Below are 22889 nucleotides of genomic sequence, written 5' to 3'. Positions count from 1 at the left end.
GTGAAACGCAGTGATTCCCAACGCTTCCAAGGACTTCAACTTCGATCTCGGCGAGACGGCGGACGCCATCCGCGAGACGGTGCGCGACTTCGCGCAGGACAAGATCGCGCCTCGCGCGGAAGAGATCGACCGCACCAACGAGTTTCCGCGCGATCTCTGGCCCCAAATGGGCGAACTCGGCCTGCATGGCATCACCGTGGAGGAGGAATACGGCGGCATCGGCCTCGGCTACCTCGAGCACGTGATCGCCATGGAGGAAATCTCCCGCGCCTCGGCCTCGGTCGGCCTGTCCTACGGCGCCCATTCCAACCTCTGCATCAACCAGATCCGCCGCAACGGCAACGAAGAGCAGAAGCGCCGCTACCTTCCCAAGCTGATCGCGGGCGAGCATCTGGGCGCGCTCGCCATGTCCGAGCCGGGATCCGGCTCCGACGTGGTCTCGATGCGCACCCGGGCGGAGAAGCGGGGCGACCGCTACTTCATCACCGGCAACAAGATGTGGATCACGAACGGCCCCACGGCGGACACGCTGGTGGTCTATGCCAAGACCGATCCGGATGCGGGCCCGCGCGGCATGACCGCCTTCATCATCGAAAAGGGCTTCAAGGGCTTCTCGACCCACCAGAAGCTCGACAAGATCGGCATGCGCGGCTCCGACACCTGCGAACTCGTGTTCGAGGAATGCGAGGTGCCCGAGGAGAACGTGCTGGGGCAGGTCGGCAGGGGCGTGAACGTGCTCATGTCGGGGCTCGACTACGAGCGCGCCGTCCTGGCGGCCGGGCCGCTCGGCATCATGCAGGCCTGCATGGACGTGGTCCTGCCCTATATCCACGAACGCAAGCAGTTCGGCCAGCCCATCGGCACCTTCCAGATGGTGCAGGGCAAGGTCGCGGACATGTACGTGACCATGAACGCCGCCAAGGCCTATGTCTACGCCGTCGCCAAGGCCTGCGACCGGGGCGAGACCACCCGCGAGGACGCGGCGGGTGCGATTCTCTACGCAGCGGAAAGAGCCACGCAATGCGCCCTCGACGCCATCCAGCTCCTGGGCGGCAACGGCTACATCAACGACTATCCGACGGGCCGCCTCCTGCGCGACGCGAAGCTCTACGAGATCGGCGCCGGCACGAGCGAGATCCGCCGCATGCTGATCGGGCGCGAGCTGTTCGAGAAGACGGCGTAGAGCACGATCAGATCGTACGGATATCCCGCGTGATGGCGATCAGGGAAAGCCCCTGGTCGCCACGGCGGAACACGAGGCGCAGGCTACGCCAGGATTTGTAGGGCTGCACCCCTTCCGGGGTTTCGCGGATATGCAGCTCGACGACGGTCCCCTGCGGTGCGAACTCGTGATTGTTGTTGGGCTCCAGCCCCCGCTGGCGCGGCTCGTCGTAGAGAACCTCGTCGGCCCGCCGGTAATCCGCATCCCAGACGAATTCCGAAAAATAGCGGCGGCATGTCATCTCGATGGGATCGCCGCTGCCGTCCCTGTACCCCCAGAGCCGGACGCGCGGATCCTCGCCGCAGCGCTCGACCTCGGCACGGGACAACCGGACATCGCCGGCATCCAGCATGACGTAGGGGCTCACCACAAGCCCCTCCTCCCCGAGATGGGATGCCAGGCTTCGGAAGTCCGAACCGGCCAGGGCGTTCAGAATGTCCGCGACGGCTCCCTGCGCGGCATCGCGCGCCGCCTCGGGAGCAGGCCGCCTCTCCGCCTCCGCGATGCCGCAGGCGGCCAGACACAGGGACATGAGAACAATGAAAGGCCACGTTCCACGCAACCGGCGGCGAGACGTGCCATGAAACCTCGTCTGCCCCTCATTCCCTGGTGACATGATGGCAGGGCTGCGCGGCTCTGGAAAAGGTCTATAAAACACTTGCGATTCTTTCCCGGACCCGGACCTTATAACATCATGCTCGACAAAGCCATCGCCGACGCCCTGCGCGCCGCCTCCACCGCCACGATCACCACCGTTCTCCTGAAGAAGGGGATCCGGCGCTGCTGGATGCAGGGGCCGATGCCGGCCTTCAATGCGGGCGAGCGGCTCGTGGGCCGCGCCTTCACCCTGCGTTTCGTGCCCGCCCGCGAGGATCTGGCGACGCCGGAATCGTGGTCGTCTCCCCGCTCCACCCGCGCAGCCATCGAGGACATGCCGGAAGGCTGCATCGCCGTGGTGGATTCCATGGGTGTGAAGGATGCGGGCATCTTCGGCGACATCCTCACCGCGCGCATGCACAAGCGCGGCGTCACCGCTCTCGTGACCGACGGCGTGGTGCGCGATGCCGTGGGCGTCCAGGGAACCGGCCTGCCGGTCTGGTGCTCGGGCGCGGCCGCGCCGCCTTCGGTGGCGGGCCTGACCTTCGTCGGCTGGCAGGAGCCCATCGGCTGCGGCGGCGTCGCCGTGTTCCCGGATGACGTGATCGTCGCCGACCAGGACGGCGTCGTGGTCATCCCGGCCGCCATGGTCGAGGACGTCGCAAAGGCGGCCGTTGAGCAGGAGCGGCTCGAAATGTGGATCATGCGCGAGGTCGAGAAGGGCGTTCCCCTGCCCGGCCTCTATCCGCCGAATGCCGAGAACAAGGCCCGCTACGAGGCCGAAACCGGCAACGCGTAAGGCATAGGAGGAGCGACAGCAGGTGTTCTACTACGTTTCGAAAATCGCCTGGTTTTTCGCCACGCCGTCGAACCTGCTTCTGAGCCTGGTCGTGATCGGGCTCCTCCTCGCCCTGACCAGGCGCCTGCGGCAGACCGGCATCTTCATCGCGCTGACATTCACCCTCGCGACGATCGCCTTCAGCCTCCTGCCGCTCGCCAACTATCTCTTCGTCCCCTTGGAGGGCCGGTTTCCGGTGTTCCGCGACGACAACCGTCCCATCGACGGGATCATCCTGCTCGGCGGATCGGTGGATGCGCAGGATTCGGTCAACAGGAACGCGCTTGTCGTCAACGAGGCGGCGGAGCGGGTCCTCGACGCGATCCAGCTGTCCCATCGCTATCCTGACGCCCGCATTCTCATCGTCGGCGGCGGCGGAACGGTCTTTGGCGACGGGACCGCGGAAGCCCCTGTCACGGCCGCCTTCATGAAGACCATCGGCATCGATCCCGCCCGCATCCTCATCGAGGACCGTTCGCGGACGACCTACGAGAACGCGGTGCTGTCGGTCCCGATCGCCCAGCCCAAGGAAGGCGAGCGCTGGCTGCTCGTGACCTCCGCCTGGCACATGCCGCGCGCGGTCGGCGTCTTCGAGAAGGCAGGCTTTCCGGTGGTGCCCTACCCGGTCGATTATCGCGTCGGCGGCAGCTTCAGGAACGTGCGCGGCTTCGCCACCGTCTCGGACGGCCTGCGGCGGTTCGATGTCGGCGCGAAGGAATGGGCGGGCCTCCTCGCCTATTATCTCTCCGGACGCATGGATGCGCTCTTCCCCGGGCCTCAGGCCCCTGAATCCACGGGCAGCGTCAGCCGGTAGATCCCGCGGAAATCGTCCGGATCGACGGGGCGTCCCTTGCGCAGGATGACGATGCGGCCCTCCTTCATGAGGCGCACGGCGACCTGACGGACCGGCTGCATCAAAGGCCCCCACTCGTCCGGCTTGTCGCCGCCCACGGCGCGGGCGACCTCGGTCGGGTCGAGATTCCTCCCCGTGCCGCGCTCGTTCAGGAGCGAGAGCATGGCTGCTTCGATATCGTCCGGCGTCGCGTTCCTAGGCATCGTTCCTTCCCACGGCCGCCGTCAGGGCGTCGGACATGAATTGGCGTCTCCACATCACATAGAGCACGCCCGCCGTGGCCGCCATGAAAAGGTAGGCGCCGACGAACCACCCGAGATAGGCCAGCGAGAAGAAGAATGCCCGCTGCCCCCGGTTGAAGTGTTTTCCGGCCACGGCGTTCATCTCCGCCGCCTGCCGCGCCGCCACGAGCGCCTCCTCGTGGTTGTCCGCCCGCAGGACAGGCACCGCGCCGAGGATAATCGCCATGTAGTTGAACAGCCGGTACGACCAGGCGAACTTGAAGAAGGCGTAGACGAAGATCACCGCGAGGCCGATCACCTTGAGCTCCCAGATCAGCGGCGAGGTCTGCCCGAACGGCAGGTCGGCGAAGACGGGAAGCACCGCATCGGCGGAGCGCAGGAGCGCCAGAACGCCGCCGATGGCGATGAGCGAGGTCGAGGCGAAGAAGGCCGTACCGTTCATGAGGGAGGCCATGATGGTGGTGTCGACGATGCGGTTCTCCCGCACCACCATCTGCTCCATCCAGCGGTAGCGGTATTGGTTCATCACCTTGTTCAGGCTGCGCTGACCCGCAGGGGAAAGCTCCACGGCCGCGTGATAGCCGAACCAGGCGAGGATGAAGAAAGCCAGCGCCACATAGTCGCCGATCGTGAAACCCAGCACTTTCGCCTCCGGTTGACTCCGCGGGCATCATGCCCAGTTTGATGGAAGCCTCAAAGCGGAGCAGCCTTCATGAGTCAAACCATCACCCGCGGCTTCAAGACGATGCTCGCCGAGGCGAACGCGAAGATCGAAACAATCCCGGCCGCCGAAGCCATCCCCCTCCTCGGCCGGGAGGACACGGTCTTCGTCGATCTGCGCGACCGGCGCGAGCTGGATCGGGAGGGCCGCATTCCCGGCGCCGTCCATTGCCCGCGCGGGATGCTGGAGTTCTGGATCGACCCCGAGAGCCCCTACCACAAGCCGGTTTTCGCCCAGGACAAGACCTTCGTGTTCTTCTGCGCCGCCGGCTGGCGCTCGGCCCTTTCGACCGCGACGGCCCAGGAGATGGGCCTGAAGCCGGTCGCCCATATCGAGGGCGGCTTCACCGCCTGGAGGGAAGCCGGCGGGCCGGTGGAGAGGGAGACGCCGCCGAAAGGCTAGTGGGTCGCGCGCACCTCGAACGACGGGGACAGCTCCTCCCGTCCCTCCGCGATCTCCTCCTGATCGACCCGCTCGACGACGGCGCCGCCCGGCCCCTGCCGGCAGGCCTTGAGCACGACATCGACGAGATCGCCCGGTCCCGAGAAGACCGCCTCGACCGATCCGTCCCGCCGATTGCGGACCCAGCCCTTCAGGCCGTGAAGCTGGGCCTGGTGATGGGTCCAGGCGCGGTAGCCGACGCCCTGGACGCGTCCGTGTATGGTGACATGAAGAGTGCGGTTCGCAGTCATTGCCCCTCGAATGATCCTGGTCGACGGTCCGGCGACTCAACGCACCCGTAAGGCAAAGGTTCGCCCTTCAGCCCTCGCGCGACCTGCGCAGCGTGCCGGAGGGGGCGGCCCAGCGTGGACGGACAGCGGGCTTCTGAACCGGCTGGGGCGCCGCATCCTGCATCCGGGGCAGCCAGAGGCGCAGGTTGTGCTGGATGTAGTCGGCGGGCAGGCCGGCCTGGACCGCCGCCTCTACCACGCCCTCCATATAGCCGGGTTTCGGCGTTCCGGGCTTCCCGCTGCGCCCGACATAGACGACGGCACGCCGAGGCCCCTGAGCCGTCACCACGGGCTGAATGGTCTTGGAATAGAGCCCTGTGGACAGGCTCTCGTATCGGTCGAGCGCCGGCACATCCGCCAGGGCGAGATCCCAAAGAAGCCCCCAGACGGCGCGCTGCGGGTCGCGGATCACGGAGGCGTAGCCACCCTCGAAGACGATGAACCGGTGGCGCATCAGGCGCGCCGAACCGACCGGCTTCGAGGCCGGGCAGCGCAGCGCCATGGCGGCTTGGTCCATGTTGGACCCATAGGCGAAGTAAAGGGGCATGGCGGCGCGAGCGACGGTTCTCAGGCGAATTCCATGATCACCGCATCCACCGCGAGGCTGTCGCCTTCCTTCGCATGGATCTTGGAGATCGTTCCGTCGCGCTCGGCGCGCAGGACGTTTTCCATCTTCATCGCCTCGACGATGCACAGGGGCTCGCCGGCCTTCACCTCTTGCCCCTGGTTGACGCTGATCGCCTTGACCAGACCCGGCATGGGGCAGAGCAGCTTCTTGCCCGTGTCCGCCTCCTGCTTCTCGGGCATGAGCGCCGCGAGCTCGGCCTCCCGCTTCGTGTAGACGCGCACCTCGGCCGAGGTTCCCGCATGGGACAGCATCATGCCGTTGAGAATAGGCCGGACCTGCACGGCGATGCTCCGGCCGCCGACGGTTCCGGTCCAGACCGCTTCGCCGGGCCGCCAGGACGACACGACCGGCCAGGCCTCGCCCTTCATGACGATGGCGATGCCGCCATCGACATCCTCGACCAGAACCTCGTGCGGCTCGCGTCCGAGCATGACCACGCGCTCACGGTCGAACCGGACGGCGGAAACCGGCCGCATCTGGCCGGAAATCTCGCGTTTGCGCACGTTGAGCAGATGGTCGATGGCCGCACCGACGGCGACGATGGCGCGAGCCACCTCCCCTTCGGGCGCGGGCACCTTGAACCCCTGAGGATACTCCTCGGCGATGAAGCCGGTGGAGAGCTTGCCCGACTGCCAGCGCGGATGCTGCATCAGGGAGGACAGGAACGGGATGTTGTGACGGATGCCGTCGATGGCGAAGGCGTCGAGCGCCTTGGCCTGCGCCTCGATGGCCTGTTCCCGGGTGGGGGCATGGGTGACGAGCTTGGCGATCATCGGATCGTAATAGATCGAGATTTCGCCGCCCTCGTAGACGCCGGTGTCGTTGCGGACCGTGACGCCGTTCTCCACGCCCTCTTCCGGCGGGCGGTAGGTCACGAGACGGCCCGTCGAGGGCAGGAAGTTGCGGACCGGGTCTTCCGCGTAGATGCGGCTTTCCACCGACCAGCCGTTCAGCTTGACGTCGCCCTGGGAGAGCCGCAGCTTCTCGCCCGCTGCGACCCGGATCATCTCCTCCACGAGGTCGATGCCGGTGATCATCTCGGTGACCGGATGCTCCACCTGCAGCCGGGTGTTCATTTCCAGGAAGTAGAAGGACTTGTCCTGTCCCGCCACGAACTCGACGGTGCCGGCCGAGTCGTAGCCGACGGCCTTGGCGAGCGCCACCGCCTGCTCGCCCATGAGGCGGCGGGTGGCCTCGTCCAGCAGCGGAGACGGCGCTTCCTCGATGACCTTCTGGTTGCGGCGCTGGATCGAGCATTCGCGCTCACCCAGATAGATGACGTTGCCGTGCTTGTCGCCGAGCACCTGGATTTCGATGTGGCGGGGATCGGTGATGAACTTCTCGACGAAGACCCGGTCGTCGCCGAAGGAGGACGCGGCCTCGGACTTGGCCCGGGCGAAGCCTTCCGCCACCTCGTCGGCGGAATAGGCGATGCGCATGCCCTTGCCGCCGCCGCCGGCGGAGGCCTTGATCATGACCGGGTAGCCGATCTCGTCGGCGATCTTCACCGCCTGCTCGGGGCCCTCGATGACGCCGAGGAAGCCGGGAACGGTCGAAACCTTCGCGGCAGCCGCCGCCTTCTTGGACTCGATCTTGTCGCCCATGGCGGCGATGGCGCCGGGATTGGGGCCGATGAAGACGATGCCGGCCTCCGCCAGGGCCTTGGGGAACGCCTCGCGCTCGGACAGGAAGCCGTAGCCGGGATGGACGGCCTGGGCGCCGGTCTGCCTGCAGGCCTCGATGATCTTCTCGATCACAAGATAGGATTGGGCCGCGGCGGCAGGGCCGATATGCACCGCCTCGTCGGCCATCTCCACATGGAGGGCGTCGCGGTCGGCATCGGAATAGACGGCCACCGTCTTGATGCCCATGCGCCGGGCGGTCTTGATGACGCGGCAGGCGATCTCGCCCCGGTTGGCAATCAGGATCTTGTCGAACATGAGCCCTCGAACGCTGCAAGCCTAAACATTTAGCCCCACTCCCGTTACTGCACATCGGCGCATTCGGGAAGCGGGGCCAGATCAGCTTTTAGCGTAAGGTGGATCTTTCCGGATCAGGCCGCCAGGCGGTGCATCCGGGCGTGCTGGCGTCCGCGCATGATGAAGTCGAGCAGGGCCACGTCCACGTTCTGCGTCTCGTCCAGGATGGCATAGACGATGTTCATGGCTGTCTCCGTGGGTCCGCCCACATCGAGCGCGGTCGTCAGCCACATGGCGTCGTCGTTGGTGACGACCCCGGTCGGCCGCAGGGACCAGACCACGAAATCGACGACCAGGACGGTGAGCGCCGGTCCCCAGCTTTCATGCGTGTCGAGGGTGCGGTCCAGGGCCAGCAGCGCCTCGGCCTCGAGCCGGGTCATGATGCCGTCCTCGAGAATGTCCCGCTGAAGCTTCTTCACGTCCTCGGCGGAGATGTACTTGTTGTCGATGACGGTTTCGATGAAATCGCGAAGGTTATTCTTGATCATCTGTTTGACTCCCCCCGGCTTTTGTTGGGTGCCGGTTGATCTCTTGTCCGGGTATGACTTTTGCACGGGGGAACGGCTCAAACCGTTAATTCGCAATTCTGAATCGGCGTTGAGGTTAAGCGTTGTTGAGACTCTTTGGTTGCGAGAATCTTGCCGCGTCACCCCGGGCTTTGCGCCGACGCATGGAAAGCCTTGCGTCACTTCGGTTTCCGGCCATCGCCCCATGTGGCACATCAGGACCGATCCAAGGTGCCAAACCCCGTCTTCAGGAAGCGGTAAGGTGTTCATTCTCTTAAAAAACAAGGATTTTCGGGCATGAGGCCGCTCTCGTTCACCCATCGCTACGAGCCCGCGTTAACGCCGGACCAGCCCCCGCTCCTGCTTTTGCACGGCACCGGCGGCGACGAGAACGACCTCATCCCCGTCGGAAGGATGGTCGCCTCCGGCGCCGCCCTCCTCTCCCCCCGCGGAAAGGTGCTGGAAAACGGCATGCCCCGCTTCTTCCGCCGCCTTGCCGAGGGCGTGTTCGACGAGGAGGACGTGAAGGCACGGGCGAACGAGCTCGCGGATTTCGTCGCCGAGGCCCGGGAGGCCTATGGCCTTGCCGCCCCCATTGCCCTGGGCTTCTCGAACGGCGCCAACATCGCCGCCGCCATGCTGGTGCTGCGCCCGGAAACCCTGGCCGGCGCCGTGCTGCTCCGCGCCATGGTGCCCTTGAGCGATCCGCCCCGGACGGATCTGACGGGAAAGCAGGTCCTGATGCTCTCCGGCGCGATGGATCCGCTCATCCCCGCAGACAATTCATCGCGCCTGGCCGCGCAGCTGCAAGGTGCGGGCGCCGAGGTGAAGCACACCATCCTGCCGGCCGGGCACGGCCTCTCCCAGCAGGACCTGTCGCTGACGCAGAACTGGTTCCTGAACCTTTAGGCGTGCTGTCCTGGGAGGGCCGGCGGCGAACGAGGCTTCCGGGTTTTCCGACCTTGGCGCTTGGAACCGCGGGCGGACGAGACCGTCTATCCCCGATTCAATCCGCGCCAAGGATCCTCCCCGCATGAAAACCTTCGGATACGCCGCCAAAGCCGCCTCCAGCCCGCTCAACCTCTTCCAGTTCGAGCGGCGCGAGCCCGGTCCGCGTGACGTGCAGATCGACATTCTCTATTGCGGCGTGTGCCATTCGGACGTTCACACCGCCCGCGACGAGTGGGGAGAAGCGGCGTATCCGGTGGTCCCGGGCCACGAAATCGTCGGCCGGGTGATCCGCGTCGGCTCCGACGTCACCCGCTTCAAGGAAGGTGATCTTGCCGGCGTCGGCTGCATGGTCGATTCCTGCCGCCACTGCATCAACTGCGACGACGGACTGGAGCAGTATTGCGTCCACGAATTCACGGGCACCTATAACAGCCCGGACAAGCGCTCCGGCGGCGTGACCTATGGCGGCTACTCGACCACCATCGTGGTCGACGAGCATTTCGTCCTGCGCATGCCGGAGAACCTGGACCCGGCCGCGGCTGCGCCGCTCCTGTGCGCCGGCATCACCACCTATTCGCCCCTGCGGCAGTGGGGCGTCGGAAAGGGCCAGAAGGTGGGCATCGTCGGCCTTGGCGGCCTCGGCCATATGGGGGTGAAGCTCGCCCATGCCATGGGGGCCCATGTCGTCCTGTTCACCACCTCCCCCGGCAAGACGGAGGACGCCCTGCGCCTCGGTGCGGACGAGGTGGTCGTCTCCCGCGATCCGGATGCCATGGCCAAGCACGATTCGAGCTTCCATTTCATCCTGAACACGGTGGCGGCCCCGCACAACCTGGACGCCTTCCTGACCCTGCTGCGCCGCGACGGCACCATGACCCTCGTGGGGGCGCCCGCCGAGCCTCACCCCTCGCCCAACGTGTTCAGCCTGATCATGAGACGCCGCCGTCTTGCAGGCTCCCTCATCGGCGGCATCGCGGAAACGCAGGAAATGCTCGATTTCTGCGCCGAGCACGGCATCGTCTCCGATATCGAGATGATCCCGATCCACCGGATCAACGAGGCCTGGGACCGGATGGTCCGGAGCGACGTGAAATACCGCTTCGTGATCGACATGGCCTCCCTGAAGGAGGAGACGAAGACACTCTAGGCGTCGAGCGCGCCGGTCTCGAAGAAGCGCTCCATCGCGGCTTCGGCGGGACCGGTGTCGATCCCGCGCTGCGCGAGCCAGGCATCGTCCCAATGCGTGCTGCGATAGCGCTCGCCGGAATCGCACAGAAGCGTCACGACCGAGCCTTCCTCGCCGTTACGGACCATCTCGGTGACGATATGCGCCACGGCCCACAGGTTCGTTCCGGTCGACCCGCCGCAGGATCGGCCGATGCGGCGCGACAGCACGCGGGCCGCCGCGAGGCTCGCCGCGTCCGGCACCGCGTGGGCGCAGTCGATCAGCTCCGGCACGAAGGACGGCTCGCAGCGCGGACGCCCGATGCCTTCGATGACGGGGGGCGTGCAGGCCACGGTACAGATGCTCCGGTCGGCGAGATGCCGGTGGAAGACCGAGGCCTCCGGGTCGGCCAGGCACAGCCGGGTCGGCAGGCGGCGGTAGCGGATATACCGCCCGAGCGTCGCCGAGGTGCCGCCGGTTCCGGCGCCGATGACGATCCACGCCGGAATCGGATGCTCCTCCTGCGCCATCTGACTGAAGATGGATTCGGCGATGTTGTTGTTGCCGCGCCAGTCCGTTGCCCGCTCCGCGTAGGTGAACTGGTCCATGTAATGGCCGCCGAGTTCCTCCGCGAGGCGGGCGCTCTCCGTGTACATCTCGGCCGGGGAATCGACGAAATGGCTCTCGCCCCCGTAGAAGGCGATCTGGGCGATCTTCTCCGCGGACGTCGAGCGCGGCATGACGGCGATGAAGCGCAGGCCCAGCATCTGGGCGAAATAAGCCTCCGACACCGCCGTGGACCCGCTCGACGCCTCCACGATGGTCGTCTCCGGGCCGATCCAGCCGTTGCACAGTCCGTAGAGGAACAGCGAACGCGCCAGCCTGTGCTTGAGGCTGCCGGAGGGATGGGTCGATTCGTCCTTCAGGTAGAGAGCGACGCCCGGAGCGCCCGGAAGCGGAACCTGCAGGAGATGCGTGTCCGACGACCGGTTGAAATCGGCCTCGATGATCTGGATCGCGCGGGCGACCCAGGAGCGGCTGGAGGAGATGTTCATGGCGAGTGACTCGACAGGGGCCTCAACCGGGATGGCCGGGCGGGAATTCCCACGTTGGAAAATTTTCGTAGGACGGCCTTATCCGAGACGGCCCCAGCTTCGCAACGAGGTTTCCGTCATTCGGGGCGTGCCGGATCATGACCGGGCGGATCTCAGCGACGCGCGGCCGTGGTGACGGTCGGGTTCGGATCGGCGTCTTTCTTTGCCGCCATGAGCTGAACGCCGTCGGCGATGAGCCGCGCCATGCAGTCGTAGCCGCGATCGCTCATGTGGAAACCGTCGCTCGACAACATGGAGGTCAGGGTATCCGGCGAACGCTCACCCCATGCTTTCATGAGCCTGTAGCGCGAAAACACCGGCACCTGTTCGACGGTAGCCATTGCGTTGACGAGGTCCACAAACCGCTCATAACGGCCGATATCTCTTATGGTCGGGTAATATTGCTGATCGACGAGAAGCATCTCGACGCCGAGAGCCTGTGCGGTGTCGATCCCCTGTCTCAGAAGGGCCGAAAAACGGGCCTCGTCGCCCCCCTTCACCGCATCGTTCGTGCCCACCTGCCAGATGACAAGATCAGGCCGGTCCGCCCTGAGGATGGTCTCGAGGCGCCCGACGGTCTCGAAAATCGTCTCTCCCCCTTTTCCGGCATTCTCGACGGTGACCGCTCCTTTCCACATGCGAGCAAGGTCGGCCTGGAGCTGGACCGGATAGGAAAACGCCGGCGAGGATGCGCCTATTCCCTCCGTGGAGGAGGACCCGATGGCCAGAACACGCACGGGCTCACGCCGGATAAGCCTGGATGTGACGCGCTCCAGCCTCCCCGAAGCCGAGAAGATGGGCTGGTACGCGCGGCATGCGGCATCCTCTGCAAGCGCAGGGCCGCTCAAGGCGGCCAGAAGTACCGAAGCTAGTGCGGGAACCGCCCAGACGATACCGAGACGAGTCCAGGTTCTCTGGCGCGCTCCTGTCGGGGAGCGGTCGAGCCTTGCTTTTTCCATTCCAGGTATCGCGCCAGTAGGAGGAGTCCGAGAATACCGAGGATAGTGAATACCATACCAACGATATGCGGACTAGCGGATGACTTCACCGCCGCCAGCGTCATGATCACCTCCCCCAGGGCACTGAGGGCGGAACCGACGGCGAAGACCGGCAAGGCATTGCGCCCAAGTCGCCTCATCTCGCCCCCAAGGGCGGTTCCCTGCAACGCCTGCCCCAACCGAAGCTGCGTCACCACATAGGCGAGCGCCAGGAAGTGAAGGAGACGGCTGAGGCCGAGATCGCTCTTGACGAGATCAAAATTAACGAAGGTGCTCCAGAGCAGGTTCGGTGCAAAGCCAAGCGCATCGGTCATGACAACGAACGATGCAGCGAGAAAAACGACGGCTCCCGCGAACGCGATCCGTCGGTAGGGCATCCCCGTTCGAACAAAGAACGCGCCCGCGGCAATACCTATCGTGAACAGAAGCTGCCATGCGAACGGATTGAAGAACCACCTCCCAGGCTCGGGCCAACTCGGAAGCGATAGGACATCGATGCGAGCCAGTACGTAGATGCCGATCGACACGGCTGCAGCCAGCGCGACATGGATCCGCATCAGGACCATGGCCACCGGAGCCCACAGCATCAGCATGATGTAGAGAGGCAGGATATTGAAGTATCCGAGTTGGTGCCCGAGCAGGAGAACGCCGGTGATGCCTCGGGCCGTATCATCGAACACGGTGCCACGGCCATGAGCCTCGATCAGCCTGATATCCTCGCTGGCCACGTAGCCTACGGAGAACAGCGCCACGGCGACACCGGTCAGAACCAAGTGCATTCGATACAGTTGAAGCGAGCGCCGGAAACACCGCCGGACCACCCCGAAAACGTCGCCCTGGGGCAGCTTGGGATAGTACACGAGGGCTACGGACAATCCTGAGATGAAGACGAAAGCCTCGGCCGCATCGGAGAAGCCGTAGTTGCGCGGCGTCAGGTGCTCGAGGAGATTGCCTGGAACGTGATTGATGAAGATCACGACGAGGATGAGACCACGCCAGAAATCGATCGCAGGGTTGCGGCCAACTGGGGCGTGCATTCCCGAACCTCGCAGTTTTTTGATGATGAGAGAACGCCAGAGCATGGCAGTAGGATCCAACGACCGTCATCAACTGTCCGAGACGGATTCGACCCCTATGGGGCTATCCCAAATCCGCACCGCACAGACAAGTGTGACAGATCATTCACACCCGGCTTCTCGCCGGGTGTGGCAGGCACTGCAGCTTCTGAGACCCGCAGGTTTGGGGCCGTGCGTTCCCTTGCGCCGTCACAGCGGAATGTTGTCGTGCTTCTTCCAGGGCCGCTCGGTTTCCTTGTGCCTGAGCATCGCGAGCGCCCGGGCGATCCGGCGCCGCGTGGAGTGCGGCATGATCACCTCGTCGATGTAGCCGCGCTCGGCCGCCACGAAGGGCGACATGAAGCGGTCCTCGTATTCCTTGGTGCGGGCGGCGATCTTCTCCTCGTCCCCGAGGTCCTGGCGGAAGATGATCTCCACCGCGCCCTTGGCGCCCATCACGGCGATCTGAGCCGTGGGCCAGGCATAGTTCACGTCGCCGCCGATATGCTTGGACGCCATCACGTCGTAGGCGCCGCCGAAGGCCTTGCGGGTGATCACGGTGACGAGCGGCACCGTGGCCTCGGAATAGGCAAAGAGCAGCTTGGCGCCGTGCTTGATGAGGCCGCCATATTCCTGCGCCGTGCCGGGCAGGAAGCCGGGCACGTCCTCGAAGGTGACGATGGGGATATTGAAGGCGTCGCAGAAGCGCACGAACCGGGCGGCCTTGCGGGAGGCGTCCGAGTCGAGCACGCCTGCCAGCACCATCGGCTGGTTCGCCACGAAGCCGACCGTGCGCCCCTCGATGCGGCCGAAGCCGGTGATCATGTTCCGGGCGAAGGCCTCCTGGATCTCGAAGAAGTCGCCCTCGTCCACGACCTTCAGGATCAGCTCCTTCATGTCGTAGGGCTTGTTGGGATTGTCCGGAACCAGGGTGTCCAGGCTCTCGTCGACCCGGTTCGGATCGTCGAAGCTCGGAATCTCGGGCACCCCGTCCATGTTGTTGGCGGGCAGGAAATCGATGAGGCGGCGCACCTGGAGCAGCGCCTCCACGTCGTTGTCGTAGGCGCCGTCCGCCACCGAGGACTTGGTGGTGTGGATCTTGGCCCCGCCCAGCTCCTCGGAGGTCACGGTCTCGTTGGTGACGGTCTTCACTACGTCCGGCCCCGTGACGAACATGTAGGAGCGGTCGCGCACCATGAAGATGAAGTCGGTCATGGCGGGCGAATAGACGTCGCCGCCCGCGCAGGGGCCCATGATGACCGAGATCTGCGGGATGACCCCGGAGGCGATCACGTTGCGTTTGAACACCTCTCCGTAGCCGCCCAGAGCCGCCACGCCCTCCTGGATGCGGGCGCCGCCCGCATCGAACAGGCCCACGATGGGGGCGCGCATCTTGAGCGCCATGTCCTGGATCTTGATGATCTTCTGGGCATGGGCCTCGGAGAGCGAGCCGCCAAACACCGTGAAATCCTTGGCGAAGACGAAGACCGTGCGGCCGTTGACGGTGCCCCAGCCGGTGACCACGCCGTCACCCGGGATCTTCACCTTCTCCATGCCGAAATCGGTGGAGCGGTGCTCCACGAACATGTCGAACTCCTCGAAGGAGCCCTTGTCGAGCAGGAGCTCGATGCGCTCCCGGGCCGTGAGCTTGCCCCGGGCGTGCTGGGCCTCGATGCGCTTGGCCCCGCCGCCGAGCCGGGCCTGAGCGCGCCTGTCTTCAAGTCGTTCGAGAATGTCTTTCATGGGTGATCCCTGAGGCCGGGAGAGAATGGCTTTGCCTCCCGCTTAGCACAGCCTTTCGGGATCAAACATCCCACTATGGTGTGCTCCAGGTCACTTCACACGGACCGATTCCGAAGCTAGACAGTGAACAGGAATAACGTTCCTATTCCTGTTTTTGGGGGCAACAATGAAGAATTTCCAGAAGATCGCGGCTTCTGCCGCAGCCGTTTCCCTGCTGGCCGCAGGCTGCGCCAGCCGCTCGGACGAAGTCGCCGCGTCCTACGTGTCGTCTGCAACCTACAGCAGCTACAATTGCCGTGAGCTGAGCATGGAGGCCCAGCGGGTCTCGAGCGCCGCCGCCGCCGCCGCCGGCGTGCAGGACTCGCAGCGCACCAAGGACACCGTGGCCACCACGGCCGCCATCGTGATCTTCTGGCCCGCGGCCTTCTTCGTCGGCGGCAACAACGCCCAGACGGCGGAGCTCGCCCGTTTGAAGGGTCACATGCAGGCCATCGAGGAAGCCTCGATCCAGAAGAAGTGCGGCATCAGCTTCCACCGCGCCTGATTCCGCCACGTTCCTGCGAAAGCCGCCGGCTTCCGGCGGCTTTTTTCATGGGCGGGCCAGGCGGAACACCTCCGAGGCGGCCCGGAAGTCGGCCTCGCGCTTCCGGCGGCGCTCCATGGCCTCGTAGTCCTCGCCCCAGAGGCTTTCCTGGTAGTGCTCGTCCACATGGGCGGCTGCCCAGGCCTGGTCCGCATCGATGATCTTGGACGCATGGGCGAGCGCGATCAGCACCGACCCCGTGAGGGTCGTCATTACGTGAAGGGCCGCAAGGGCGAACGGCGAATCGATCCTCTCGATGGCGCCACGGATGGCCGCCACCGACTCCTGCGGCTGGGCGACGTGCATCACCCCTTCCGCAAGGGAAAATCGCGCCCCATGCACATCCCTGGCCCAGTCCAGCACCGGGTTCCAGGCGTCGTTCTGCGCATCGGCCAGACGCTCCGGCTCGCCGGCCCGGTAATAGGTCAGGTCCGACCCGGCATAGCGGACCAGGTCGTCCACCACCTCGCGCTGACGGGGCGCAACGCCGTCGATGGCCGAGTTGACGATGCGGGTCACCGGCATGGTCGAGGGGTCGATTTCGGTTTCCTGCGCAGCCCATTCGCCGGCCAGGGCTTCGGCAAGGCCGCGCGTCGGGACGGCGAGCTCCTGCCGGTTCGGCGTCTTGGCCGTGCGCCCGTCGAGCACGAGGAAGAACCGCCCTTCCCGCTCTTCGACGCCGGCTTCCTTGTAGAAGCGCTTCGGCAGGGTCGGCTTCATGCCCCCTTGGGCGGCACGCATCGGATTCGGCTCTTCCGCCGAGGGGAACCAGTCTCGGGAATCTGTCATGGGTGTGAGATAGGCATTCAGGCCGCCGGATGCGAGAGAGGGTCCAGAAACCGGCGCAAGGCCCCTTCGAGTTCGGCATAGCTGCCGACGATCCTGCCGGCGCCCGCCTCCTTCAGCGCCGCCACGGGCTGGAACCCCCAGGAGACCCCGATGGGCAGCACGCCCGCGGCCTTGGCCATTTCCATGTCGAAGCTGGAATCGCCGATCATCACCGTATCCTCCGGCGAAGCTCCCACCTCCTCCATCGCCTGCCGGATCATCGCCGGATGGGGCTTCGAGGGGGCATCGTCCGCCGTTTGGATGGTGGCGAAGACGCGCTCCCAGCCGTGGCGATCCAGGAGGTGTCCGACCCCGCGCCGGGACTTGCCGGTGGCAATCCCCAGAAGCACGTCCTCCCGGCTCCGCAGCCAGTCGAGGCACGCTTCCGCACCGGGGAAGAGCGGCTCCGCAAGAGCCGGGTCGAGACGCAGGGACCCGAAGGCGTTCTTATAGGCCTCGGCCAGCCCTTCCACGGGCCCCTTCGGCCCGACGAGAACCGTGAAGGCCTCGACGAGAGACAGGCCGACGATGGACAGCGACATCTCCCGGCTCGGCGGCTCCAGCCCATAGGCCGCGAAGGCCGCGTGCTGCGCGGCGACGATGATGTTCTGACTGTCGACCAGGGTTCCGTCGACATCGAAAATGACGAGCTTCAAGAACTTCCACCCATTAAAGGACCGGACAGGCGTTTCCCGTGCGGGCAGGCACGCGGCGGTCCGGCAGCATCATGGGCGACAGCCATAAAGCCGGACTGCCGGAGGATAAAGCCGTTTCTCCGCGGGCGAGGAAACATTGCCAGGACCGATCGCACCCTGCCGACCGGGCGATCGGCCGTGGCGCCGCCCAAGCCTAGATGACCTGGCGCTCCGCGAGGCGGCGGAACATGCCGTCCGATTTCATCAGCTCGGCATAGGTGCCGCGTTCGACGAAGGGCTTGTCGGGCGTGACTAGCCGGCTCCGGCACAGGCATCGATGCGCAGCCCCTCGGCGATGGCGCGGATGTGCCTGTCGCTCGTCCCGCAGCAGAAAGAGCCCGCCGGAGCGAATAGCAAACGGCCATCGCCCCTCTCAAGGATTCGATTCATTCTAATCTGGTGTTGCCCTTAAGTAACGACACGCGAGAACCCCTTCGTTTGAAGGGGATTTCAACTACCCGACGAGGATTCTTCTCTTATTGTGCGCCCAGCGGAAAAGACCGCCGGCTGGCGGAGGCTGGGAGACAAGCCGATGAAGCACAGGCAGAATGGAAGCACCTCAAGAGTTCATAAGGGACATGGGCGAAGCGGCGCCGGGTTTTGCCTATCGCCTTCGCTCACGGCGCTTCTGGCTTCTGTCTCGTCCCTTGCCTTGCTGCTGCCCATCGCGTCGCCTGCCGCTGCCGATAATTGGATCGGCGGCACCGCAAGCTGGTTCCTGCCCGGGAGCTGGCAGGACAACTCCGTTCCGACGAGCGGCGACGAAGTTTTCATCAATGGCGGGACGGCGCTGGTAGACAATCCAGGCGCACAGGCAAGTACGACATATGTCGGCCAAACCGGTACTGGCGCTGTAGAGATCTCGAACGGCGGCGCACTCACGAGCGGCAGCGTCTTTGTGGGCTACGGCAGCAGCGGCGACGGCACCGTGACTGTCACAGGCAAGGATTCGCTCTGGAATGCGGGGACGTTTTACACTTTAGGGCTCCAAGGGACTGGTGCCTTGCTGATTTCGGATGGCGGAGGCGTCACTAACTGGGTCTCTCACCTCGGCAGCGCCGGAGGCACCGGCACGGCAACGGTGACAGGCGCAGGATCGCGCTGGATACATCAACAGGGCATGGTCGTCGGAGAGGCGGGAGATGGCACCCTGACCATCTCAGCGGGCGGCGCGGTGACCAATACGGTTGGTGTTATCGGGTGGGACAGCACCAGCAGCGGGACGGTAGCCGTCACAGGAGCCGGCTCGGAGTGGAGCAATAGCAACTCCATCTCAATCGGCACATCGGGATCCGGTACACTTGTCATTTCGGATGGCGGCCGGGTCTCGGCGTCACAGGTTTCCATCGGCATCAATGCGGGCTCAACAGGCACGCTCACCCTCAACGGCACCGAAGCGGGCGGGCGCGGCGTTCTCGAAACGGCCTATGTGGAGAAGGGACGCGGGTCCGCCACGCTCAATCTCAACGGCGGCATTCTGCGTGCGACGGCTGACGAGGCGAATTACTTGCGCGGCTTCGATGGAGGCGGTGTCGCCATCGACGCCGGCGGCGCATATATCGACACGGACAATTACGACATCGGTATCTCAGCCGACCTCAATGGTGACGGCGGCCTCACGATAATGGGCGCAGGTACTCTGACCCTGACAGGGAATAGCAACATCACCGGCGACCTATCGGTCTGCCAGTGTGGCGGCCTGACAATTCTCGGAAGCTTCATTGCCGGAGGTGCAGTCCTCGTCGAGGGTGGAAGTCTCACCGTTGCACAGGGCGGAAGCCTTACTTCCGCTCAGTTCGGCTCGTTGGACGGCGATATAACTATCTCAGGCAAGAACACGGTAGTGACGGCGGACCTTGTCGGGCTCCAAGCTGCCGTCACGGACGCTGTGTTGGATATATCCTCGGGCGCCCGCTTCGTGACGAACCAAGATGCGAGCTTGGCATCGATTGCCTTCGGCTTCGCCAGCGCTCAAGTCAGAGGCACCGGCTCGAGCTGGAACGTCGGCGGCGAGTTGATCGTCGGCGACTCGCTCGACGACCCCAGCGACCCTTCGTCTACCCCCATTCCGACTCCTGGAGGACTGTCGATCAGCGACGGCGGATCCGTGACAGCGGCAAAGCTGACCATCGGAGAGCAAGGCCAGGTACAGGTCGGTGATGGGGCGTCAGTCGGCTTCCTGACAGCCGGCACAGTTGCCAATGACGGCGACCTCACCTTCAATCATCCCGGGGCCCTCACATTCGCCGCCCCTGTCACCGGCATCGGAACCCTTACAAAGTCCGGGACGGGTCTCCTCGTGCTGACGGGCAACAACACCTACACCGGCGGCACCACCATCAGCGCCGGCACCCTCCAGGTCGGTGACGGAGGTCTGTCCGGCAGCATTGCCGGCAACGTCGTCAACAACGGTACACTGGCATTCAACCGTTCCGACGACATCGTTTTCAGCGGTGTCGTCAGCGGTGCCGGCGGTGTCGTGCAGAAGGGGCCTGGGACTCTGACGCTGTCCGGCTCGAACACCTATTCCGGCCCGACGACGGTGGCGATAGGAACCCTGCGCGTCGATGGCTCGGTCGCAGGCCCCGTCAGGGTTGAGAGCGGCGCAACCCTTGGCGGCAGCGGGGCGGTTCAGGGAGCTGCGGAGGTGCGGGACGGCGGCACGCTCGTCGGCGCCAGCGGTCAGACCCTGAATTTCGGCAGCCTCTCCCTGGCCTCGGCTGCCACCCTGAACGTCGGTCTGAATGCGGGTGGCACCGATCCCCTGTTCGCCGTCGCAGGCGATCTTGCCCTCGACGGCCGTCTTGCCATCGGGGAGAACTCGGACCTGTCGGGAGGGACGAGCTACAAGCTGTTGAGCTACGGCGGCACATTGACCGGTTCTCCCCTGGCGCTCACCTCCGCACCCATCGGCTACAAGCTCTCCAACTTCGCCCTCGAGAGCGGCTCGGGCGAAGTCCGCCTCACGCTCATCGACGCGGCCGGCCAGCAATACTGGACTCAAGGGTCCGGCCTCTGGAACAGCTTCGGCTGGAGCAATCCGGACGGCAGCCTGCTCACCCGCTGGCAGGGAGATACGGCCGTGTTTCGCGGCACCGGCGGAACCGTGACGGTGGAGGGTCCACAAAGCTTCTCGGCGCTGCGCTTCGAGGCGGACGGCTACCGCATCGTGCCGGGCACCGGCGGGTTGCTGACCATTGCCGGGGCGCGGGGGGACGTGCGGGTCGAAAGCGGCCGCACCGCCACCATCGCCGCCCCGATCGGCGGCGCGGGAGGGCTCGCCAAGGGAGGCGCAGGCACCCTGATCCTGTCCGGCCTCAACACGTATCAGGGCGGCACCCGCCTTGCCGCCGGAACACTCGGCATCGCCTCGGACGCCAGTCTGGGCGCCTCCTCGGGCGGGCTCGCCATCGAGGGCGGAGCGCGCCTGTGGGCTCTGGCGGATTTCGCCTCGGCCCGCACGATCACCCTCGGAACGGGCGGCGGCATTTTCGACACCGACGCCCATGCGGTCACCCTGTCCGGTCCGGTTTCGGGCTCCGGCTCCCTGTCCAAGCTCGGCACCGGGACACTGACCCTGTCGGACAACAACACCTATGCGGGCGGCACCACGATCGGCGAAGGCACTCTCGTCGGTTCGGCCACGAGCTTCGGCTCCGGCGCCATCGCCAACAACGCCACCCTTGTGGTCGACCAAGCTACGGACGCCGATTTCGCAAACGCGATCGCGGGGACGGGCCGCCTTGTCAAAACCGGCTCCGGGCGTCTGAACCTGACCGGCACCAGCCCGTTCTCTGGGCGGACCGAGGTCCAGGCCGGGCGCCTGGCGGTGAACGGTTCCCTGGGCGAATCGGTCGTGACGGTGACGGGCGGCAGTCTCGGGGGCACCGGCACGGTCGGGGGCCTCGTGGCCCGAAACGGCGCCACGATCGCACCCGGAAACTCGATCGGGACGCTCAACGTCTCCGGCAACGTCGCCTTCGCATCGGGCTCGACCTACGAGGTGGAGATCGACGCCGCCGGGCAAAGCGACCGCATCGCCGCTTCCGGCACCGCAACCCTCTCGGGCGGCACGGTTCAGATCCTGCCCGACCGGGGCACGGGCTACGTGGCCAACCGGCCTTACACGATCCTCACTGCCCAAGGCGGCGTGTCGGGTAGGTTCGACGGCACCTCGGGAGGCAAGTTCGCCTTCGTCACGCCGACCCTGGGCTATGACAGCAGGACCGTGACGCTGACCCTGGTCCGCGAGGCCCATCCGGTGGCATTTCACGCGGAAGCGGCGACGCCGAACCAGTATCGCACTGCCGACGGAATCGAAGCGCTGGGCGAAGGCAACCGGCTGTTCGATACCGTGCTGGTGTCCAGTGTCGCGGGGGCTCGTCAGGCCTTCGATGCCCTGTCGGGCGAGGCACATGCCTCGGCCGCGACCCTGGCCTATGGCGATGCCCGGCTGGTTCAGCAATCGGTCCTGAGCCGTCTGCGCGCGCGCTCGAACCCGGGCCCCGCCCTGCCCGCCTTTGCCCAAGGCGCCTATTCCGCGGCCTACGCCGCCGATGGACCGGGAGCGGTGCCGCAGCCGGCCGTCGTCACGCCGTCCTTCGATCCTCGTCGATTTGCCTTCTGGGGCGAGGGCTTCGGCTCGTGGGGCAAGATCGACGGCAACGGCAACGCGGCCGGAATGGACACCTCCACCGGCGGCTTCATCCTCGGCGCCGATGCATCGGCGGGCGACACCTTCCGCATCGGCGTGGCCGGCGGGTTCACCCGCACCTCGTTCGATATCGATGCCCGCCTGTCCTCGGGCGCGAACGAGACGGTATTCGGCGCGCTCTACGGCTCAGGCCAATGGGGGGCGTTCAATCTCAGGCTGGGCGCCGCCTATGCCCACCACGACCTCGACCTGACCCGCACGATCAGCTTCCCCGGCTTCGCCGACCGGACCAGTGCCTCCTACAACGGATCCACGCTGCAGGCCTTCGGTGAGCTCGGCTACCGCCTTGTGTGGGGTGGAGCTGCCGTCGAGCCGTTCGTGGGAGCCTCGGTGCTGCGCCTGCACACGGACGCATTCCGGGAGAACGGCGGGGCCGCCGCCCTGACCGGCTACGCCCAGGATCACGATCTCGGTACCACGACGGTCGGCGTGCGGGCGGAGGCGCGGATCGGTGCCGGGATGCCGCTGACCCTGCGCGGCCTCCTGGGCTGGCGTCACGCCTACGGCGACGTGGAGCCGTCGACGCTGCTGGCGTTCGCGGGCGGCGCGTCTCCGTTCACGGTGGGCGGGGTGCCGGTGGACCGGGATGCGCTGGTGGCCGAAGCCGGGCTCGACTGGCAGGCTTCGGAGGCGGTCAGCCTGGGCGTGTCCTACCAGGGGCAGATAGGGTCGCGAGCCCAGGACCATGCGGTCAAGGGCAGCTTCACCTGGCGCTTTGGAACCCGCTGAACCTCGCGAGGAGACAA

21 protein-coding genes are annotated in these 22889 nt (G+C 65.7%); 8 read left to right on the top strand and 13 right to left on the bottom strand.

Annotated features, from left to right (window positions below; genetic code table 11):
• Nucleotides 1-10 precede the first annotated feature (10 nt).
• Nucleotides 11-1183, top strand: a complete 1173-nt coding sequence (locus LGR44_RS10935) for an isovaleryl-CoA dehydrogenase (protein WP_226740312.1) — start codon at nt 11-13, stop codon at nt 1181-1183.
• A 7-nt stretch (nt 1184-1190) separates the two neighbouring features.
• On the opposite strand, the gene LGR44_RS10930 is transcribed toward LGR44_RS10935, so the two are convergent.
• Nucleotides 1191-1754 carry a hypothetical protein gene (locus LGR44_RS10930; protein WP_226740310.1) on the bottom strand — a complete coding sequence of 188 codons (564 nt, stop codon included), beginning with the start codon at nt 1752-1754 and terminating at the stop codon, nt 1191-1193.
• A 162-nt stretch (nt 1755-1916) separates the two neighbouring features.
• On the opposite strand from LGR44_RS10930, the gene LGR44_RS10925 reads away from it, so the two are divergent.
• Together LGR44_RS10925 and LGR44_RS10920 are read left to right on the top strand one after the other, a co-directional pair.
• Complete coding sequence (locus tag LGR44_RS10925; protein ID WP_264196464.1) at nt 1917-2618, top strand: ribonuclease activity regulator RraA; 702 nt, start codon at nt 1917-1919, stop codon at nt 2616-2618.
• A gap of 22 nt (nt 2619-2640) precedes the next feature.
• Nucleotides 2641-3471 carry a YdcF family protein gene (locus tag LGR44_RS10920; RefSeq protein WP_226740308.1) on the top strand — a complete coding sequence of 277 codons (831 nt, stop codon included), beginning with the start codon at nt 2641-2643 and terminating at the stop codon, nt 3469-3471.
• Here LGR44_RS10920 and LGR44_RS10915 read toward each other — a convergent pair.
• Nucleotides 3435-3713: a DUF3253 domain-containing protein gene (locus LGR44_RS10915; RefSeq protein WP_226740306.1), complete on the bottom strand. Its 279-nt coding sequence runs from the start codon at nt 3711-3713 to the stop codon at nt 3435-3437. The two genes, LGR44_RS10920 and LGR44_RS10915, sit on opposite strands and share 37 nt — an antisense overlap.
• A complete protein-coding gene (locus tag LGR44_RS10910) occupies nt 3706-4395 on the bottom strand; it encodes a DUF599 domain-containing protein (RefSeq protein ID WP_226740304.1) in 690 nt (229 codons plus the stop codon). The genes LGR44_RS10915 and LGR44_RS10910 overlap by 8 nt, the downstream gene beginning before the upstream one ends.
• A gap of 69 nt (nt 4396-4464) precedes the next feature.
• On the opposite strand from LGR44_RS10910, the gene LGR44_RS10905 reads away from it, so the two are divergent.
• Complete coding sequence (locus tag LGR44_RS10905; RefSeq protein WP_226740302.1) at nt 4465-4875, top strand: rhodanese-like domain-containing protein; 411 nt, start codon at nt 4465-4467, stop codon at nt 4873-4875.
• Here the strand turns inward: LGR44_RS10905 and LGR44_RS10900 are convergent.
• The 4 genes from LGR44_RS10900 to LGR44_RS10885 all read right to left on the bottom strand — a co-directional run bounded on the left by LGR44_RS10900 (nt 4872) and on the right by LGR44_RS10885 (nt 8299).
• Nucleotides 4872-5165, bottom strand: coding sequence for an acylphosphatase (locus tag LGR44_RS10900; RefSeq protein WP_226740300.1), 294 nt, complete (start codon nt 5163-5165; stop codon nt 4872-4874). The two genes, LGR44_RS10905 and LGR44_RS10900, sit on opposite strands and share 4 nt — an antisense overlap.
• A gap of 67 nt (nt 5166-5232) precedes the next feature.
• A complete protein-coding gene (locus LGR44_RS10895; RefSeq protein ID WP_404809919.1) occupies nt 5233-5751 on the bottom strand; it encodes a gamma-glutamylcyclotransferase family protein in 519 nt (172 codons plus the stop codon).
• A gap of 20 nt (nt 5752-5771) precedes the next feature.
• Nucleotides 5772-7772 carry an acetyl-CoA carboxylase biotin carboxylase subunit gene (locus tag LGR44_RS10890; RefSeq protein ID WP_226740298.1) on the bottom strand — a complete coding sequence of 667 codons (2001 nt, stop codon included), beginning with the start codon at nt 7770-7772 and terminating at the stop codon, nt 5772-5774.
• Between the two features lie 113 nt (nt 7773-7885).
• Nucleotides 7886-8299: a hypothetical protein gene (locus LGR44_RS10885; RefSeq protein ID WP_226740296.1), complete on the bottom strand. Its 414-nt coding sequence runs from the start codon at nt 8297-8299 to the stop codon at nt 7886-7888.
• 315 nt (nt 8300-8614) lie between these two features.
• Between LGR44_RS10885 and LGR44_RS10880 the strand changes: the two genes are divergently transcribed.
• The gene (locus tag LGR44_RS10880) at nt 8615-9226 is read left to right on the top strand and encodes an alpha/beta hydrolase (protein WP_226740295.1); all 612 of its coding nucleotides are present in this window, start codon (nt 8615-8617) and stop codon (nt 9224-9226) included.
• Nucleotides 9227-9350: 124 nt separating this feature from the next.
• Complete coding sequence (locus tag LGR44_RS10875) at nt 9351-10415, top strand: NAD(P)-dependent alcohol dehydrogenase (protein WP_226740293.1); 1065 nt, start codon at nt 9351-9353, stop codon at nt 10413-10415.
• Here the strand turns inward: LGR44_RS10875 and LGR44_RS10870 are convergent.
• From LGR44_RS10870 to LGR44_RS10855, 4 genes are all read right to left on the bottom strand, one after another.
• Complete coding sequence (locus LGR44_RS10870) at nt 10412-11488, bottom strand: PLP-dependent cysteine synthase family protein (RefSeq protein ID WP_226740291.1); 1077 nt, start codon at nt 11486-11488, stop codon at nt 10412-10414. The two genes, LGR44_RS10875 and LGR44_RS10870, sit on opposite strands and share 4 nt — an antisense overlap.
• A 152-nt stretch (nt 11489-11640) precedes the next feature.
• Nucleotides 11641-12486 carry an SGNH/GDSL hydrolase family protein gene (locus tag LGR44_RS10865; protein ID WP_449871013.1) on the bottom strand — a complete coding sequence of 282 codons (846 nt, stop codon included), beginning with the start codon at nt 12484-12486 and terminating at the stop codon, nt 11641-11643.
• Nucleotides 12396-13607, bottom strand: a complete 1212-nt coding sequence (locus LGR44_RS10860; protein WP_226740288.1) for an OpgC family protein — start codon at nt 13605-13607, stop codon at nt 12396-12398. Before LGR44_RS10860 ends, LGR44_RS10865 begins: the two co-directional genes overlap by 91 nt.
• A gap of 183 nt (nt 13608-13790) precedes the next feature.
• Nucleotides 13791-15323, bottom strand: coding sequence for an acyl-CoA carboxylase subunit beta (locus LGR44_RS10855; protein WP_226740286.1), 1533 nt, complete (start codon nt 15321-15323; stop codon nt 13791-13793).
• 166 nt (nt 15324-15489) lie between these two features.
• Between LGR44_RS10855 and LGR44_RS10850 the strand changes: the two genes are divergently transcribed.
• On the top strand, nt 15490-15867 hold the full coding sequence (locus LGR44_RS10850; RefSeq protein WP_226740284.1) for a hypothetical protein: 378 nt from the start codon (nt 15490-15492) through the stop codon (nt 15865-15867).
• A gap of 45 nt (nt 15868-15912) precedes the next feature.
• On the opposite strand, the gene LGR44_RS10845 is transcribed toward LGR44_RS10850, so the two are convergent.
• Entirely contained in the window at nt 15913-16647 is a 735-nt protein-coding gene (locus LGR44_RS10845; RefSeq protein ID WP_226740282.1) for an ATP12 family chaperone protein, read from the bottom strand.
• A 65-nt stretch (nt 16648-16712) separates the two neighbouring features.
• Entirely contained in the window at nt 16713-17390 is a 678-nt protein-coding gene (locus LGR44_RS10840; RefSeq protein WP_226740280.1) for an HAD-IA family hydrolase, read from the bottom strand.
• Between the two features lie 571 nt (nt 17391-17961).
• On the opposite strand from LGR44_RS10840, the gene LGR44_RS10835 reads away from it, so the two are divergent.
• Nucleotides 17962-22872, top strand: coding sequence for an autotransporter domain-containing protein (locus tag LGR44_RS10835; protein WP_226740278.1), 4911 nt, complete (start codon nt 17962-17964; stop codon nt 22870-22872).
• The last annotated feature ends 17 nt before the right edge of the window (nt 22873-22889 follow it).

This window comes from Microvirga lenta, assembly GCF_020532555.1.
In the GTDB taxonomy this organism is placed as follows: domain Bacteria; phylum Pseudomonadota; class Alphaproteobacteria; order Rhizobiales; family Beijerinckiaceae; genus Microvirga; species Microvirga lenta.
This window is presented reverse-complemented; position numbering and strand designations above follow the sequence as displayed.

What these genes read in the sequence shown, in the direction of transcription:
- LGR44_RS10895 (WP_404809919.1), bottom strand. Translation starts at nt 5,751, where the DNA reads ATGCCCCTTTACTTCGCCTATGGGTCCAACATGGACCAAGCCGCCATG.
- LGR44_RS10875 (WP_226740293.1), top strand. Translation starts at nt 9,351, where the DNA reads ATGAAAACCTTCGGATACGCCGCCAAAGCCGCCTCCAGCCCGCTCAAC.
- LGR44_RS10890 (WP_226740298.1), bottom strand. Translation starts at nt 7,772, where the DNA reads ATGTTCGACAAGATCCTGATTGCCAACCGGGGCGAGATCGCCTGCCGC.
- LGR44_RS10855 (WP_226740286.1), bottom strand. Translation starts at nt 15,323, where the DNA reads ATGAAAGACATTCTCGAACGACTTGAAGACAGGCGCGCTCAGGCCCGG.
- LGR44_RS10880 (WP_226740295.1), top strand. Translation starts at nt 8,615, where the DNA reads ATGAGGCCGCTCTCGTTCACCCATCGCTACGAGCCCGCGTTAACGCCG.
- LGR44_RS10905 (WP_226740302.1), top strand. Translation starts at nt 4,465, where the DNA reads ATGAGTCAAACCATCACCCGCGGCTTCAAGACGATGCTCGCCGAGGCG.
- LGR44_RS10860 (WP_226740288.1), bottom strand. Translation starts at nt 13,607, where the DNA reads ATGCTCTGGCGTTCTCTCATCATCAAAAAACTGCGAGGTTCGGGAATG.
- LGR44_RS10930 (WP_226740310.1), bottom strand. Translation starts at nt 1,754, where the DNA reads ATGTCCCTGTGTCTGGCCGCCTGCGGCATCGCGGAGGCGGAGAGGCGG.
- LGR44_RS10885 (WP_226740296.1), bottom strand. Translation starts at nt 8,299, where the DNA reads ATGATCAAGAATAACCTTCGCGATTTCATCGAAACCGTCATCGACAAC.
- LGR44_RS10925 (WP_264196464.1), top strand. Translation starts at nt 1,917, where the DNA reads ATGCTCGACAAAGCCATCGCCGACGCCCTGCGCGCCGCCTCCACCGCC.
- LGR44_RS10850 (WP_226740284.1), top strand. Translation starts at nt 15,490, where the DNA reads ATGAAGAATTTCCAGAAGATCGCGGCTTCTGCCGCAGCCGTTTCCCTG.
- LGR44_RS10865 (WP_449871013.1), bottom strand. Translation starts at nt 12,486, where the DNA reads ATGGAAAAAGCAAGGCTCGACCGCTCCCCGACAGGAGCGCGCCAGAGA.
- LGR44_RS10870 (WP_226740291.1), bottom strand. Translation starts at nt 11,488, where the DNA reads ATGAACATCTCCTCCAGCCGCTCCTGGGTCGCCCGCGCGATCCAGATC.
- LGR44_RS10845 (WP_226740282.1), bottom strand. Translation starts at nt 16,647, where the DNA reads ATGCGTGCCGCCCAAGGGGGCATGAAGCCGACCCTGCCGAAGCGCTTC.
- LGR44_RS10900 (WP_226740300.1), bottom strand. Translation starts at nt 5,165, where the DNA reads ATGACTGCGAACCGCACTCTTCATGTCACCATACACGGACGCGTCCAG.
- LGR44_RS10915 (WP_226740306.1), bottom strand. Translation starts at nt 3,713, where the DNA reads ATGCCTAGGAACGCGACGCCGGACGATATCGAAGCAGCCATGCTCTCG.
- LGR44_RS10835 (WP_226740278.1), top strand. Translation starts at nt 17,962, where the DNA reads ATGAAGCACAGGCAGAATGGAAGCACCTCAAGAGTTCATAAGGGACAT.